Source organism: Streptomyces sp. NPDC004721 (assembly GCF_053601495.1).
Map to the genome: position 1 here is coordinate 170,268 of NZ_JBSGBZ010000013.1, position 15,127 is coordinate 185,394.

A 15,127-nucleotide genomic window follows, 5' to 3' on the forward strand; every position below is an offset into this window, starting at 1 on the left:
ACCAGGCGCCCGTCCACTGCGCTGTCGGGCGCCCACTCCACGGCACCAGCAGGCGCCCGCCTACTGCACCACCGGCGTGAACCGCACCGGCAGCGCCGTCAGCCCCCGCATCCAGATCGACGGGCGCCAGGCCAGCTCCTCGGGCTCCACCGACAGCACCAGGTCGGGCAGCCGCTCCAGCAGCGTCTCGACCGCCGTCCGCGCCATCACGTCCGCCAGCAGCGGAGCCGGATAGGGGCAGCGGTGCTCGCCGTTGCTGAACGACAGATGCGCGGCGTTCTCCGCGCCCACCTGCGATTCGGGCCAGATCTGCGGATCGGTGTTGGCCGCGGCCAGCCCCAGCACCAGGCAGTCGCCCGCCCGGATCTGCCGCCCGCCCAGCTGGGTGTCCCGCACGGCCCAGCGCCCGATGAAGTTCTGCGTCGGCGTGTCCAGCCACAGCGCCTCGTTGAGCGCCTCGCCCACACTGAGCCGGCCGCCCGACACGTTCATGGCGAACCGCTCGTCCGTCAGCAGCAGCCGCAGCGTGTTGCAGATCCAGTTCGCCGTCGGCTGCTGCGCCGCGGCGATCACCGAGATCAGGTCCTGGACGATCTCCTCGTCCGACAGCCCCGCCGGATGCAGCAGCATGCGCGAGGTGACGTCCGGACCGGGGCTGACCCGCTTGTCCTTCACCAGCTGCCGCAGCCGCTCGCCCACGCGCCCGTACGCCGCCACCGGGTCGTCGCCCTCCGCCGCGTCCAGCGAGATCCGCAGGTCCTCGACGAGTTGCCGGGTGTCCTCACCCGAGGTCGGCATCCCGCACACCTGCACCACGGCCCGCATCGGCAGGGCGTGGGCGTAACCGGTCATCAGCTCCGCCTGGCCGCTGCCCGCGAAGTCGGCGATGAGCCGGTCGGCGATCAGCTGGCAGTTGCGGGCCAGCTCGAACTGGTCGACGCCCTCCAGCGCCTCCGTGATCACCCCGGCCCGCCGCCGGTGCTCGTCGCCCTCGGTGAACAGCACCGACGGCTGGTATCCGACGTACGGCATCAGCGGCCAGTCCGCCGGGATGTTCTCCCACTGGTTCCAGCGCCGGGAGTCCCGCGCGAACAGCTCGTCGTGGCTGGTCACATAGGTGACCTCGGAGTAGCCGAGCACCAGCCAGGCCGGGATGTCCCCGTCGAGCAGCACCGGCGCGACCGCGCCGTGCTCGCGGCGCAGCGCGCGGTACAGCTGCGACGGCGTCTGCTGGTACTCGAGGCCCCCCAGGCGCACCGCGTCGGGGTGGTGGGCGGGGCAGCCCGGCGGAGCCGGTTGCGCGGAAGAGGGGTCGGTCACGGTGTCGCCTCCTGGGCCATGGCCAGTTCGTACAGGTGGTCCACGAGGGTGACCAGCACGTCCTTGCCGGACTGCCGGACCCGCGCGTCGCAGTCGAGCATCGGCACGTGCTCGGGCAGCGCGAGCGCCTGGCGGATCTCGTCAAGGGAGTACCGATGGGTGTCGTCGTCGAACCGGTTGACGGCCACCACGAACGGCGTCTTGTGGTGCTCGAGCCGGTCGATCGCGTACCAGGAGTCGTTCATCCGGCGCGTGTCCACGAGCACCACGGCGCCCAGCGTTCCGGAGAACAGCCTGTCCCACAGGAACCAGAAGCGTTCCTGGCCCGGCGCGCCGAACAGGTACAGCACCATGCGCTCGTTGAGGCTGATCCGCCCGAAGTCGAACGCCACCGTCGTGGTCGTCTTCGTCGCGACCGCGCTGGTCTCGTCGACGCCGACGCCGGCCTGCGTCATCACCTCCTCGGTGTTCAGCGGCCGGATCTCGCTCACCGAGCGGACCAGGGTCGTCTTGCCGACGCCGAAACCGCCCACGATGACGATCTTCAGGCCGGTCTCCGCCGCGTCGGCCAGTGGCGTGCGGTGGGAGGGCAGCTCAGAGGTTGCGGAGCCCATGGAGCACCTCCTTGAGAAGGGCGGAATCGGGGAGCGAGGCGACGGACTGCGCCGCGCGCGGGTGGCGGGCGGTGATGCGGCCCGTGTCGAGCAGGTCGCCGAGCAGGATCCGCACCACCGTGATCGGCAGCTTCAGCTCCGCGGCGATCTCGACGACGGCCGTGGGGTGTTGGCACAGCTCCAGGATCCGGGCGTGCTCCGACTGCATTCCCGCGGTGGGCCGGCACTCACTGACGATGAGGGTGACCAGGTCGAAGGACTCGTCGGCGCGGCTCCGGCCGGCCGTGACCGTGTAGAGCCGGTCGGGGTCACCGGTGTCCACGGGCTTGCGCATCACGACGCGGCACTCCCCGGAACGGGCTCTCGGGGCTCGGCGCGCAGGTGCTCGCCGATCTGCTCCACCAGCTCCGACATCTGGTGGCCCACCACGCCGGGGTCGGCGTCCTCCTCGGCGAGTACGGCCAGATGCGCTCCCTCGCCGGCCTCCACGATGAACAGCAGGCCGCCGTGGAACTCGGTCATGGACTGGCGGACGCCGCCGGTGCCGTCGCCGAACTCCATGGACGCGCCTTGGGCGAGGGCCTGGATGCCGGAGCAGATGGCGGCGAGTTGGTCGGCCTGGTCGAGCGTCAGGTGTTCGGTCCAGCAGAGCTTCAGACCGTCGCGGGACAGGGCGAGAGCGTGCCGGGTGCCGGGGGTGCGCTCCAGGAGGCTCTGGAGGAGCCAGGTGAGGCTGTTGTCGGTGGTCTGCATGATGGGTGATGGGACGGTGGTGCCCGGTTGACCGGTCACCGGCCCGTTCCTCCAATCTCAGGAACTCGTGGGGGAAGTGGGCGCCGACGCCCGGGCGCCGTACGGAAGGGTGGCGGCGGCTACGGGGCCGCCGGCGGCTCGGACCCGGGCCGGGCATCCGGTCCGGCGGTGCCGCCCGCGGAGCGGCGCCCGCGGTGGAAGGCGCCGAACCGTGAACCGGCGTCGCGTGCCGGGCGCTGCTCCGGGCCGGCTCCGTCCGCCGTCTCGGACGCCGCTGCGGACGCCGCGTCGGACGCGGACCGGCGCTGCTCGCGCTCCCGTTCCGCCTCGGCCATGGTGCGGCCGGGGGCGCGGACGGGCAGTCCGTTCAGCGTGGAGCCGGTGGCGCTTCGGGGCTGCCCCTGTTCGGGCGGCTCCGGCCGGGCGGCGGGCCGCTCCGGGACGCCGGGGCGCGAGGTGGCCTCGGGCGCCGGGGCCGGAGCGGGCGACATGGCCGGGGCGGGGCCGGGCGTGGGCGCGGTGCCCGCGGCGGGGCGGCCGGTCGCCTCACGCGACACCGACTCGCGCTGCTGGGCGAGCAGTTGCGGCGGCAGCAGGACGACGACGCCGGTGCCGCCGCGCGACGAGGGGCGGTAGTTGACGCTGATGCCGTACTTCCCCGCGAGCCGTCCGACCACGGCGAGGCCGAGCCGGGTGCCCTGGAGCGAGGCGAGGTCGGTCATGTGACCGGACACCGCCTCCTCGGCGCGGCGCATCGCCGCGTCGGCCATCTTCAGACCGCTGTCCTCGATGGTGACGACCATGCCGGCGCTGCGGTCCTCGACGTAGACGTGCACCTCGTCGATGGGCGGGGAGAAGTTCGCGGCGTTGTCCATCAGCTCGGCGAGCAGATGCATGACGCCCTCGGCGGCGAAGCCGGAGATCGCGGCGGTGGTGGAGCAGTGCAGGCGCACCCGCTGGTAGGCGGCGATACGGCCGACGGCGCCGCGCAGGATGCTCTCCATCACGATCGGCTTGTTCCAGGCGCGGCTGGACCGGCCGCCCATGAGCAGCGCCAGCCGGTCGGTCATCAGGCCGAGCTGGGATGTGCTGTGGTCCAGCTTCAGCAGGTCGCCGAAGACCTCCTCGCCGTGTCGTTCCTGCATCTCCCGCAGGTCGGCGAGCATGCTGACGGACTTGGCCTGGACGCGGCTGAGCGCCTTGGCGGAGGCGGCCTGTGCCGCGGCGGCGCGCCGCTCGCTGTGGGCGAGTTCGCGGATGAACGACTCGGTCGGGGTGCGGACCATGAGCAGCTCGGGCAGGTCGAGTTCGGCGAGCACCGTGTCGGCGGACTGACCCTCGCGCAGCCGGGCGACCGTGGCGGGCAGCGTCTCCTGCGCCAGCCGCTCCAGCGCCGCTGCCGCCTCGTTCAGCTCGTGCCGGGCCTGCCGGCGCTCGCCGTCCAGGGCGGCCGCGTGCGCTACGCCCTCCTCGACGGCGCCGGCGAAGGTGTGCACGATCCGGCCCAGCTGAGGGTCGGACGGCGGCGTCACGCCGCCCACCGCGTCGGCGACGCTCGTGCCGTCCCGCAGCCGCTTGGCCACGGCGGGCAGCGTCACGTTGACCAGGTGCGCTGTCTCCGCCGACAGCTGCGCCGACTGCGCCTTGAGACGGCCGGTCTCGGAGGCCTGCACGGCCGCCGTGCGCCTGGCCCGGCGGACGAGCCGGTGGCTGACGAGGACGACTGCGGCGACGCACACCCAGGCGACCACCGCCACGGTCAGCGCCCAGGTGCGGGCGCCGGACGGCGCCAGGGCGACGGCCGCACCGCCGACCGCGGCGCTGACCACCAGCACGACCAGGGGCGCGGTCGACGAGGTGTGCGGCGCCTTCGCCGACCGGTGCTGACTGGGCGGTGCAGGCACTGACATTCCGCGGTCCCTCGGTCCATGAGATCAGAAGAAACGGGGCAGCCGACACTCGGCGGCCGCAGGCCGGAAAGGAGGTCGCCAAGAGGACGACGATCTTCCGACCGGGTACCTGCTCATGCTAGCCACACTGCTGCGCGAGAAAATCTGACTAGCTGCCCAGTCCGCCAACGACCCAAGTTCGTCGCGAACCGATCGGCTGAACTATGACCTGTGATAAGGAAGTTGACACTCTCTCAACCCGGCTGACGCACAAGCACAGGCTGCCAAATGTGTTGACGAAGTGTCAAAATTGTAAATACGAGCGTCCTCGAAACGCCAACTCCGCACACCAACAGCCACTTTCCAGCCAACCACACGGAAGCCGAAGCCCAACACACCCAACATCTAAGACCGTTGGGACACCCGGCGGGGACGGCGACGACTGCGACGACAGGGACAGCGACAGCTGAGGGAACGACGACTGAGGGGAACCCCGGCGGGCGGCAGGACGGCACGCCCCGGGGAAGTGGAGCGGCAGACGAGTCGGGCTGTACGCCGGGTTCTGTTCCCCGGGTTCCTCGCGGAGCCCGGGGCGACGGCCATCCATCTAGGGCCGACGTTGCCGCCGGCCTCGTGCGGTCCACCCGCGGACTCGGGCGGGCAGCCCTCGAACGTCCGCGCAGGGCGCGCCTTTTACAGCGGCCCCTTTTGACCTTGCTCCGAGTGGGGTTTACCTAGCTGCCCAGGTCACCCTGGGCACTGGTGGTCTCTTACACCACCGTTTCACCCTTACCGAGGACCGAGATCCCCGGCGGTCTGTTCTCTGTGGCACTGTCCCGCGGGTCACCCCGGGTGGCCGTTGGCCACCACCCTGCCCTGTGGAGCCCGGACGTTCCTCGGGAAGCCCCAGGGGGCTCCACGCGGCCGTCCGCCCGGCTCGTCTGCCGTAGGCACCATGGTACCGGTCGCGCGGACCGCGCCGTTTCCGGCCCGGCACCGGCCCGGCCCGGGTCAGGCCCCGGTCGGCCGCCGCACCCTGCGCTTGACCTTCACGCGACGTCAACGTCTGTACTGGTCGTATGCGGATCGGAGAACTCGCCGCGGCCGTCGGTGTCACGACGCGGACCGTGCGGCACTACCACCACCTGGGGCTGCTGCCCGAGCCGGAGCGGCGGGCCAACGGCTACCGGCACTACGGCCTGCGGCACGCCGTCGCACTGGCCCGGATACGGCGGCTGACCGAGTTGGGGCTGGGCCTGGCGGAAGTGCGGGACGTACTCGCCGACGACGCCGGGAAGGACCTGGCCGAGGTGCTCGAAGAGCTCGACGCCGACCTGGCGCGGCAGGAGGCGGCGATCCGGGACCGCAGGGTCCGGCTGCGCGCCCTGCTCGACGTGGGGGAGGTGCCCGCCGAGGGGCCGGTCTCCCCCGAGCTGGCCGCCCTGTTCGCCGCGACGGCGGCCGAGCTGCCCGATTCCCCGGCCGCCGCCAAGGACCGCGAGGTCCTCGCGCTGCTGGAGACGGCCGCGGCACCGGCGGACCGGGAGCGGCTGATGGGCGCCGTGAGCACGGTCTTCGGCTCGCCGGACGGGGCCGCACGGGCGCGCGAGGCCTACGCCCTGCTGGACGCGCTGGCCGATGTGGACGCCGAGGCGGGTCCGGACGATCCGCGGATCGCGGAGGCGGCCCGTGCGATCGCCGGGTTCGTTCCCCGCGAGATGCTGCCGCAGGAGGCGCGTCCCGACGAGGCCCACGGATTCCTGCGCGCCCTCTACGCGGACTTCGCGCCGGCCCAGGCCGAGGCGATCCGGCAGGCCCTGCGAATCCTCTGGGAGGGACGGCGGTGAGGGCCGCGGTGCGGGCGGCGTTCCGTCTCGCCCGGCACGAGCTGCGGCTGCTGGCCGGCCTGGCCCTGTGGCTGGTGCGCCGCAGCCACGGCACCGGCGGCGGGCAGGCCTTCGGGTACGCCCGCGGTCAGGGCCCGGTCATGGCCGGGCTGGCGTTCGTCTGCGTGATCGAGACGCTGGCGATGGCCGTGCTGCTGCGGAACTGGCCGGCCGTGCACGCGGTGATGCTGTTCCTCGACGTGTACACCGTCGTCTTCGTCGTGTCCCTGCACGCGGCCTCGGTGGTCCGGCCCCATGTGCTGGGCGCGGACCATCTGCGCATACGGCACGCCGTCCACGTGGATCTGCGCATCCCGCTGGACCGGATCGCGTCCGTGCGCCGCGAGACGCGTACGACGCACGAGCGGGCCGAGGGCGAGCTGGACGTACCGGTCGGCTCGCAGACCTCCGTCACCCTCGAACTGACCGCGCCGGTCGAGCACGTCAGCCTCCTCGGCAGGCGCAGGCGGGTGCGGCTCGTACGGTTCCACGCCGAGGACGCCGGGGTGCTCGTGCGGGCGCTCACGCGGGAGTGAAGCGCACCCTCGCCGGTGGTGGGGCGGACGGGTCGGCCCGGGTGAGCCGGAGCCGGAGCCGTTCGCCCAGCGGCAGCGGTGCGGCGCCGCCCTCGACGCGGGCGACGACGGCCGGGGACTCCACGTGGACGGTGCCAGCCGTGGGGCGGTGCTCGTCGACGTCGATCACACCGCCGTCGAAGAGTTCGCCGACGCGGTCCTTCAGCAGCGCGGCCTCCACCACGTCCAGGCACTCCCGCTCCACGGCGGCCGCGCGCCGGGCGCCCTCGGCCATCCGGTCCGGCAGCGCGTCCAGCGCGGCGAGCACCCAATCGGGCGCGTCCCGGCCGGCCGCGGCGGCCAGGCAGATCTCGGTGGCGTACCGGTCGGCGAGGCGGTTCAGGGGTGCCGTGCAGTGCGCGTAGGGCGCGGCGACGGCGGCGTGCGTGGTGATCGCCGGGAGCCCGCCGTCCCGGAAGACGGTGTAGCCGGCGCCGCTCAGCAGGGTCGCGCACTCGCGCAGGAAGGCCGCGTGCCGCGGCTGGTCCGCGTCGAGGGTGCGCAGGAGGGCGGCGTACGACATGTGGTGCGGCCAGTCGACGCGCAGGGCGTGCGCGCCGCGCCGCAGCCGGCCGACCGCGCCGTCGGGGGCGGCAGGCAGGGTGCGCAGCACGCCGGCGCCGTGGGCCAGCATCAGTTCGGCGGCGGCCATGCCGGTGAGCAGGGAGAGCTGGGCGTTCCAGCGGTCGGCCGGGAGCGGGGCGCGGTACGCCTGCCCGTACGCGAGGCCCCCGGGCACGTCCGCCGGATGCTCCACGACCTCCAGCTCGGGCACCACGAGCGAGATGCCGCCGCGCTCGGCCTCCAGCCGCTCCCGCAGCCGCCCCACGTCCTGGAGCAGCGCGACCGGTTCGTCGGCGGTCCCGGCGTCGATCTCCTTCTGCACTCCGGCGGGGTCCAGCTGTGCCCGGCTGCGGACCAGGGCGCGGCGGACGTCGACGGCTCGCGTGCGGCCCTCCGCGTCCAGGTCGACCGTCCACAGCACGGCGGGCCGGGTCTGTCCGGGCAGCAGGCTCGCGGCGCCCTGGCCCAGGACGGCCGGGTGCAGCGGGACTCCGCCGTCGGGCAGGTACAGGGTGCTCGCCCGCCGGTGCGTCTCGTCGTCCACGGCGCCCGCCGGTACGACGAAGGCGGCCACGTCGGCGACGGCGCAGCGGACGCGGTAGCCGCCGCCACGGCGGCGGGACAGGTGCGTCGCCCGGTCGAGGCCGGTCCCGTCGAGGCCGGCGGAGCCGGGCGGGTCGAGGGTGAAGAACGGGATGTCGGTGGCGTCGTGCAGGGGGAGGGCGGGGTCCCGCGCGGCCTGCTCGGCCTCGGCGAGCACCTCGGGCGGGAAGCCCCCGGGCACGCCGAGCGTGGTGCGCAGTGCGGCGAGGGCGGCCCTCAGGGGTCCTTCGGGGGCACCGGTCACGCGGAGCGGGCGGCGAGGCATACAGCGAGCGTAGGGCGGGGGCGCACGGGCGGCACGCCGTACGCTGTCGCGGAGCGCTACCCGAAGGAGCAACCCCCGTGCTTGTGCTGCTGCCCCCGTCCGAAGGCAAGGCCGCCTCCGGCCGCGGCGCCCCGCTGAGGCCCGAGTCGCTGTCGCTGCCGGGGCTGGCCGCCGCCCGCGAGACGGTGCTGACGGAACTGGTCGAGCTGTGCACCGGGGATGAGGAGAAGGCACGCGAGGTGCTCGGGCTGAGCGAGGGCCTGCGCGGCGAGGTCGCCAAGAACGCCGGGCTGCGCGCGGCGGGCACGCGGCCCGCCGGGGAGATCTACACCGGTGTGCTCTACGACGCTCTGGACCTGGCCTCCCTCGACCCGTCGGCCAAGCGGCGCGCCGCACGCTCGCTGCTGGTCTTCTCCGGCTTGTGGGGTGCGGTGCGGGTGACCGACCGGATCCCCTCCTACCGCTGCTCGATGGGTGTGAAGCTGCCCGGGCTTGGCGCGCTGGCCGCGTACTGGCGTACGCCGATGGCCTCGGCGCTGCCCGAGGCGGCCGGTGACGGGCTGGTGCTGGACCTGCGGTCCTCGGCGTACGCGGCGGCGTGGAAGCCGAAGGGCGAGGTCGCGGGCCGGACGGCGACCGTGCGGGTGCTGCACTCCCAGATCGTGGACGGGATGGAGAAGCGGTCCGTGGTCAGCCACTTCAACAAGGCCACGAAGGGCCGGATCGTACGCGCCCTGCTGACCGAGGGGGCCGCCCCGAAGAACCCGGCCGGACTGGTGGAGGCGCTGCGGGACCTCGGATACGTGGTGGAGGCGGAGCCGCCGGGCAGGGCGGGGCGGCCCTGGGCACTGGACGTGGTGGTGACGGAGATCCACTGACGCGGGAACCCACCCGACGCCGCACCGCCGGAGCACGGGCGCTGGTGGCCGGCGGGCCGCCCGCGATCAAGGCGACACCGCGGACACCGGCCGCGCTCGACGCACCCCGGACGATCGCCGACGCGGTACCGGACGCGGTGGTCGGCGGGGAAGGACGGTCATCACGCCGGCGCAGAGCGTGGCGGCAGGGGCGCGCTCCCCAGTGGGCCCTGGGCCGGGCGGACGCGCTGCGGTGCCGGACGCGGTGGTGGGCTCGGGATGGTCATCACACCGGCGCAGGTGGCGCGGAGCATGGCAGCGGGGGCGCGCTCCCCAGTGGGCCCCGGCCGGGCGGACGCGCTGCTGGAGGCGAGGCGGGTGTTCGGGGTGCCGTTCCTGCCGTAGGCCACGGTGTCGGCGGTGGCCGCCCGGGTCGCGCGGTCGGCCCGCGCGGCCGTGGCGGTCAGCGCAGGTGGGACGTGTCGTTGAACAGGCGGACGCTCGCGTTGCCGTCCGCGTAGTACGCCACCGCCGACAGGGACGCCGCCGACAGCTCCATGCGGAACAGGGACTCCGGCGGTGCGCCGAGGGCCAGTTGGACGAACGTCTTGATCGGGGTGACGTGCGTGACGAGCAGCACCGTGCGGCCCGCGTGCGCGGCGACCAGCTTGTCCCGGGTGGCGGCGATCCGCACCGCGGTGGCCTCGAAGCTCTCGCCGCCGCCGGTGGGTTCGGCGTCCGGGGAGGCCAGCCAGGCGTTCAGGTCGTCCGGGTAGCGCTCGCGCACCTCGCCGAACGTGAGCCCCTCCCAGGCGCCGAAGTCGGTCTCGCGCAGCCCTTCCTCCACGGTCACGTCGAGTCCGAGGCGGGCGGCGACGACACCGGCGGTCTCGCGGGTGCGGGCGAGCGGCGAGGACACGACGGCCTGGATGGTGCCGCGCCGGGCGAGCGCCGCCGCGACCTTCTCGGCCTGCTCGCGGCCCACACCGGACAGCGATGGATCGGTGCCGCCACTGCCCGAGAAACGCTTCTGCGGCGTCAGCGGCGTCTCCCCGTGCCGCAGCAGCACGAAGGTGGCGGGCGCACCGAGATCGGCGGGCGCCCAGCCGGGCGTGGCGACCGCCCCATCGGGCCCAGGGCCTCCAACGGCACCGGAAGCCGCCTCGCCACCAGCGGCGGCGGCACGCGCGGCCCGGGCGTCGGCGCCCGCGCCGGTGTCGGCGGAAGCGGGAGCCCCGGAGGCCGACGAGGCGTACGTATCGGTGCCGTACGTATCGGTGCCGGGGATCGGGCCACCGCTCGGGCTGCCCGACGTGTCCAGGGACGGACCGGACCACTGCTCACCGCGGGCGCCCGCGTCCATCGCCTCGTTGGCCAGGCGGTCGGCGTGCTTGTTGCGCTCGCGGGGGATCCACTCGTAGGTGACCCGCTCGGCCGGGAACTCCTGGGCCGCCGCCGTCGCGAGCGGCTTCAGGTCGGGGTGCTTGATCTTCCAGCGGCCCGACATCTGCTCGACGACGAGCTTGGAGTCCATGCGGACGTGCACGGTTGCCGAGGGGTCCAGGGCCTGCGCGGCGCGCAGGCCGGCCAGCAGGCCCCGGTACTCGGCCACGTTGTTCGTGGCCACGCCCAGGTACTCCGCGTGCTCCGCCAGGGTCTCCCCCGTCGCCGCGTCGAGCACCACCGCCCCGTAGCCCGCGGGCCCCGGATTGCCCCGCGAACCGCCGTCGGCCTCGACGATGAACTCCCGCACGCCGCTCGCTCCTTACCGAACCGACTGAAGACGCGACTACAGACCCGACCGAAGACCGGCCTACAGACCGGACTCGGCGGTGCGCACCAGAATGCGGCGGCAGTTCTCGCAGCGTACGACCGTGTCGGGGGCGGCGGCGCGGATCTCGCTCAGCTCGGTGATGGCGAGCTCCTGCCGGCAGCCCTGGCAGGTGCGCTGGTACAGCTTGGCCGCGCCGATGCCGCCCTGCTGCCCGCGCAGCTTGTCGTAGAGCTTCAGCAGGTCCGCGGGTACGGCGCCGGCGATGACCTCGCGCTCCTTCGTCACGGACGCCACCTCGCCGTCGATCTCCTCGAAGGCCGCGTCCCGGCGCGCGGTCGCGTCGTCGGCCTTCGCCTGGACGGAGGCGACGCGCCCGGTCAGCTCGGTGACCCGCTCCTGCGCGGACTCGCGGCGCTCCATGACCTCCAGGACGACGTCCTCCAGGTCGCCCTGCCGCTTGGCGAGGGACACGATCTCGTGCTGGAGGTTCGACAGGTCCTTGGGCGAGGTGATCGCGCCGGAGTCGAGGCGCTGCTGGTCACGGACGGCACGCTTGCGCACCTGGTCCACGTCCTGCTCGGCCTTGGTCTGCTCGCGGGCGCAGTCGCTCTCCTCGGTCTGCGCGGCCACCAGAAGGTCGCGCACCTGTGTGAGGTCCCGGTTCAGCGACTCGATCTCGGCGTGCTCGGGCAGCGACTTCCGCTTGTGGGCCAGCTGCTGGAGGCGGACGTCGAGGGCCTGGACGTCGAGGAGTCGGATCTGGTCGGCGGGCGCGGCGTTCAGTTGGGGGCTCCCGTTAGCTAGTAGAGGAAGAAGAGGAAGTAGCGGACGGGGCGCGCGAAGCGCTCGTCGCAAGGGTGGCGGCGGACGCCGCGTGGGCGGTCCAGGGGTCGGTGACCGTCTTGGAGACGTGGACCCGCAGGCCCCATCCGTTCCGGTCGGAGATCTCGTCGAGCTGGGCGGCGGCCAGCTCGCACCAGGGCCACTCGGTGGCCCAGTGCGCCGCGTCGAGCAGCGCGAGGGGACTGTGGGCGCGGTCCGCGATGAACTCGGAGGCCGGGTGGTGGCGCAGGTCCGCGGTGAGGAAGGCGTCGACGCCGGCCGCCCGTACGTCGTCGAAGAGGCTGTCGCCGGAGCCGCCGCTGACCGCGACCGTGCGGACGAGCGCCTCCGGGTCGCCGGCCACGCGGATGCCCTGCGCGGTGGCGGGCAGCCGCTCGGCGGCGCGGGCCGCGAGTTCCCGCAGGGTCAGCGGGTGGTCCAGTTCGCAGACCCGGCCCAGGCCCCGGCGGCCCTCCGGGTCGGTGGCGTCCGGCACCAGAGGGCGTACGACCCTGAGGTCCAGCGCCCCGGCCAGCGCGTCGGAGACGCCCGGGTCGGCGGTGTCCGCGTTGGTGTGGGCCACGTGCAGCGCGATGTCGTTCTTGATCAGGGTGTGCACCACGCGGCCCTTGAAGGTGGAGGCCGCGACGGTCGTCGTACCGCGCAGGTAGAGCGGGTGGTGGGTGACCAGCAGGTCCGCGCCCAGCTTCACCGCCTCGTCCACGATCTCCTGGACCGGGTCGACGGCGAACAGGACCCGGCCGACCTCCTGCTCGGGGTCGCCCACGACGGTGCCGACCGCGTCCCAGGACTCGGCCCGCTCGGCGGGCCACAGGTTCTCCAGCGCGGCGATGACTTCAGACAGACGGGGCACGGGTGCAAGGCTACCTGGGTGTTCGCCGCGGCTGAACCGGTGCCGTCGCCCCACGTCCGGACCGGGGCCGTCCAGCACATCGGTCTCGGTTTCCACAGGCGAATCGTTTTTCGGCCACCCGTATGTGTGAAGCAGCCGCCCGCCGGTCCGCCCGGTGTGTGTAGGAAAACTACCGTCCTGGCAGGAGGTGACCGAACGATGACAGCCTGCATTGTCGAGACTTCGGCGGCCGGCGAGGACGACGGTACCCCGCGGGCGGGCTGCGCGATCACGAAGGACGGTGCCTACGCCGCCCGGCTCGCACGCAGCGGCGACTCCTGGTACCCGGAGCGCTGGACGCTGGACGGCCCCGAGCCGTACGCGGTGCCGCTGCCCGGCAACCAGCCCGAGGAGCCCGGCACGGAGGTGCTGCCGATGGGCGACGGCCGGGTGCTGATCCGGCGGTTGGTGGACGGCCGGCACACCTTCTCGCTGCTGTATCCGACCGGCCCGGGCACCGGAGAGCTGCCGCTCGGCGCCATCGAGTGCCCGGAGGGCACCGGGCTGCGGCTGCTGCCCCCGGCGCCCGGCGGCGAGCGGGCCTACGCGCTCGCCGTGGGCCAGCGGTCCTCGGCGGTGTGGCTGGTGGTGGGCGGCGGCTTCGGGCCCGAGCACCTGGCCGAGGTGCCGGGCCGCTGCTCGGGCGGGGTCTGGCTGGACCGCGCCGGGCGGATGCTGGCCCTGGACCGGGAGACCGGCGGGCGCACCAAGGCGGTCGTGGTGGACCTGGAGCGCGGCGGCGAGACGTCGCCGCTGCTCCAGATCGCGGCCGCCAGCGACGACCGGCTGCTGCTCGCCGACCCCGACAGCGGACTGCTGCTGATCCGCTCGGACGCCCCCTCCCCCGGGCGGCAACGGCTGGGCTGGGGCGTGCTGGGCAGCACACAGCCGGTGCGCTTCCCGGAGTGCCTCCGGCTGCCGGACTGCGTGGTGACGCCGTTCGCGATCCAGCCGGGGCAGGTGCTCACCCCCGAGCAGTGCGGGGTGGCGCTGCGCTGCGACGGCGCGGTCGGCAGCTGGGTGGCCGTGTGGCGGCCCGCGGAGCGGCAGGTAAGTCATCTCCCGGCGCCCGAGGGGTGGCTGGCCGGGTCCGGACTCTGGACCGACGACGGCGTACTGCGTCTGCCCTACGCCACGAGCGCGGTGCCGTGCGGTGTGGCGCGGTGGACGGCTCCGACGAGGCAGTCGGCGCCGGGCCCGGGACTGGCGGGAGCGGGGGCAGGGACGGGGGCACGCATCCCGATCCCCGCCCCGCCCGACGCTCCGCACGACGCGCCGGACCGGGCCACGGCACCCGGACCACGCCCCGGAACCGAGCCCGGACCACGAGCCCAACCCGAACCGCCCACCGAACCCGGACTACGAGCCGACTCCGGACCACGAGCCCAACCCGAACCGCTCTCCGAACCGGGACCACGAGCCGACTCCGGAGCACGAGCCGAACCCGGAACCGGACCGCACCCCACACCCGGCCCCCACGCCAGACCCGCACCCAACCCCCACGCCACACCCGAGGCCGGGCCCCCCGTCGGACCCGAAAGCAGGCTCCCCGCCCCACGCGAAGCCACCCCGCACCAGCACCTCACACCCCGAGCCAGAACCCACTCCACACTCGGAACCGGATTCCGCATCGGACTCGGAACCGAACCCCACCCCGCCCCCGAAGCCCCACCGCACGCCGGACCTCACCCCGGCCCCGGCCCCGGACCGGAAGACGAATCCGTACCCGGACCCCACCCCGGACCGCACCCCGCGCCCGCCCCCGCACCGGAATCCGGTCCTCCGCCCTCCCTCGACCCCCGCCCCACCCCCCGCCCGGTTCCACTTCAACAGGCGCCGCTGGGGCGGCTTGTAACGAAGTAGTGCCGGTTGGCGTGCCCGGCTGGATTCGACCCGAGGTGTGCCGGTTAGACTCGCCCGGCTGTACGAAAGATCATTGTTGACGGGGTGAATTTCTTCCGATGAGCGACGCCAGCACGACCCAGCCGTCCGCCGCCGACGTCGAAGAGTCCGCGGCTCACGGAAAGCACCGGGGTCCGGTTTCGGTCGGCGACGGTGAGGCCGCACCCAGCGGCCGCCACCGTAGGCCTGCGGAGCAGAACGAATCGGCGGCCTGACGGCACGTCGAACGAAACGGCCCCGCTCGTCAGCTGACGGGCGGGGCCGTTTCGTGTCAGTAACCCAGACCGGCTGCGCCGGCCGCCGTGAGGCCGGGAAAATGTGGGTTGTGTCCGTCCGGGACGCCGGCGAATCTGTGATGCCTGTGAGCTCGAGTGTCAGTATGGCGTCGGG

At 73.7% G+C, this 15,127-nt stretch carries 12 protein-coding genes, 1 other RNA gene and 1 pseudogene; 4 read left to right on the forward strand and 10 right to left on the reverse strand.

Annotated elements, in window-relative coordinates; genetic code table 11:
- Positions 1 to 60 precede the first annotated feature (60 nt).
- The 6 genes from ACWEK3_RS14995 to rnpB form a co-directional block, all read right to left on the reverse strand.
- Entirely contained in the window at positions 61 to 1,320 is a 1,260-nt protein-coding gene (locus tag ACWEK3_RS14995; protein ID WP_450541078.1) for a cytochrome P450, read from the reverse strand.
- Entirely contained in the window at positions 1,317 to 1,934 is a 618-nt protein-coding gene (locus tag ACWEK3_RS15000; RefSeq protein WP_365419613.1) for a GTP-binding protein, read from the reverse strand. The genes ACWEK3_RS14995 and ACWEK3_RS15000 overlap by 4 nt, the downstream gene beginning before the upstream one ends.
- Positions 1,915 to 2,271, reverse strand: a complete 357-nt coding sequence (locus ACWEK3_RS15005) for a DUF742 domain-containing protein (protein ID WP_361409083.1) — start codon at positions 2,269 to 2,271, stop codon at positions 1,915 to 1,917. Before ACWEK3_RS15005 ends, ACWEK3_RS15000 begins: the two co-directional genes overlap by 20 nt.
- Positions 2,268 to 2,687 (reverse strand): roadblock/LC7 domain-containing protein, encoded by a 420-nt coding sequence (locus ACWEK3_RS15010; protein ID WP_361409080.1) that lies wholly within the window; start codon positions 2,685 to 2,687, stop codon positions 2,268 to 2,270. Before ACWEK3_RS15010 ends, ACWEK3_RS15005 begins: the two co-directional genes overlap by 4 nt.
- Positions 2,688 to 2,806: 119 nt before the next feature.
- Positions 2,807 to 4,597, reverse strand: coding sequence for a sensor histidine kinase (locus ACWEK3_RS15015; RefSeq protein ID WP_453249829.1), 1,791 nt, complete (start codon positions 4,595 to 4,597; stop codon positions 2,807 to 2,809).
- 514 nt (positions 4,598 to 5,111) lie between these two features.
- Positions 5,112 to 5,516, reverse strand: an RNA gene (gene rnpB, locus ACWEK3_RS15020) — RNase P RNA component class A.
- 139 nt (positions 5,517 to 5,655) lie between these two features.
- Here rnpB and ACWEK3_RS15025 point away from each other — a divergent pair.
- Both ACWEK3_RS15025 and ACWEK3_RS15030 read left to right on the forward strand, forming a co-directional pair.
- Complete coding sequence (locus ACWEK3_RS15025) at positions 5,656 to 6,423, forward strand: MerR family transcriptional regulator (RefSeq protein ID WP_450541073.1); 768 nt, start codon at positions 5,656 to 5,658, stop codon at positions 6,421 to 6,423.
- Positions 6,420 to 6,998 (forward strand): hypothetical protein, encoded by a 579-nt coding sequence (locus ACWEK3_RS15030; protein WP_453249830.1) that lies wholly within the window; start codon positions 6,420 to 6,422, stop codon positions 6,996 to 6,998. The genes ACWEK3_RS15025 and ACWEK3_RS15030 overlap by 4 nt, the downstream gene beginning before the upstream one ends.
- On the opposite strand, the gene ACWEK3_RS15035 is transcribed toward ACWEK3_RS15030, so the two are convergent.
- Complete coding sequence (locus ACWEK3_RS15035) at positions 6,985 to 8,469, reverse strand: RNB domain-containing ribonuclease (RefSeq protein WP_453249831.1); 1,485 nt, start codon at positions 8,467 to 8,469, stop codon at positions 6,985 to 6,987. The two genes, ACWEK3_RS15030 and ACWEK3_RS15035, sit on opposite strands and share 14 nt — an antisense overlap.
- 77 nt (positions 8,470 to 8,546) lie before the next feature.
- Between ACWEK3_RS15035 and yaaA the strand changes: the two genes are divergently transcribed.
- The gene (gene yaaA, locus ACWEK3_RS15040; RefSeq protein WP_450541069.1) at positions 8,547 to 9,347 is read left to right on the forward strand and encodes a peroxide stress protein YaaA; all 801 of its coding nucleotides are present in this window, start codon (positions 8,547 to 8,549) and stop codon (positions 9,345 to 9,347) included.
- Between the two features lie 442 nt (positions 9,348 to 9,789).
- Here yaaA and ACWEK3_RS15045 read toward each other — a convergent pair whose 3' ends face one another.
- The 3 genes from ACWEK3_RS15045 to ACWEK3_RS15055 are packed head-to-tail and all read right to left on the reverse strand — an operon-like array spanning position 9,790 to position 12,796.
- Positions 9,790 to 11,079, reverse strand: a complete 1,290-nt coding sequence (locus ACWEK3_RS15045) for a bifunctional RNase H/acid phosphatase (protein ID WP_453249832.1) — start codon at positions 11,077 to 11,079, stop codon at positions 9,790 to 9,792.
- Between the two features lie 60 nt (positions 11,080 to 11,139).
- Positions 11,140 to 11,883: a zinc ribbon domain-containing protein gene (locus tag ACWEK3_RS15050; protein ID WP_361409593.1), complete on the reverse strand. Its 744-nt coding sequence runs from the start codon at positions 11,881 to 11,883 to the stop codon at positions 11,140 to 11,142.
- 13 nt (positions 11,884 to 11,896) lie between these two features.
- Entirely contained in the window at positions 11,897 to 12,796 is a 900-nt protein-coding gene (locus tag ACWEK3_RS15055) for a Nif3-like dinuclear metal center hexameric protein (RefSeq protein WP_361409059.1), read from the reverse strand.
- 198 nt (positions 12,797 to 12,994) lie between these two features.
- On the opposite strand from ACWEK3_RS15055, the pseudogene ACWEK3_RS15060 reads away from it, so the two are divergent.
- Positions 12,995 to 14,044, forward strand: a pseudogene (locus tag ACWEK3_RS15060) (hypothetical protein); the annotation flags it as partial.
- Between the last annotated feature and the right edge of the window lie 1,083 nt (positions 14,045 to 15,127).

Bases quoted from the DNA above. Each gene is read 5' to 3' on its own strand.
- ACWEK3_RS15000 (WP_365419613.1), bottom strand. From the start codon at position 1,934: ATGGGCTCCGCAACCTCTGAGCTGCCCTCCCACCGCACGCCACTGGCC.
- ACWEK3_RS15010 (WP_361409080.1), bottom strand. From the start codon at position 2,687: ATGCAGACCACCGACAACAGCCTCACCTGGCTCCTCCAGAGCCTCCTG.
- ACWEK3_RS15015 (WP_453249829.1), bottom strand. From the start codon at position 4,597: ATGTCAGTGCCTGCACCGCCCAGTCAGCACCGGTCGGCGAAGGCGCCG.
- ACWEK3_RS15025 (WP_450541073.1), top strand. From the start codon at position 5,656: ATGCGGATCGGAGAACTCGCCGCGGCCGTCGGTGTCACGACGCGGACC.
- ACWEK3_RS15035 (WP_453249831.1), bottom strand. From the start codon at position 8,469: ATGCCTCGCCGCCCGCTCCGCGTGACCGGTGCCCCCGAAGGACCCCTG.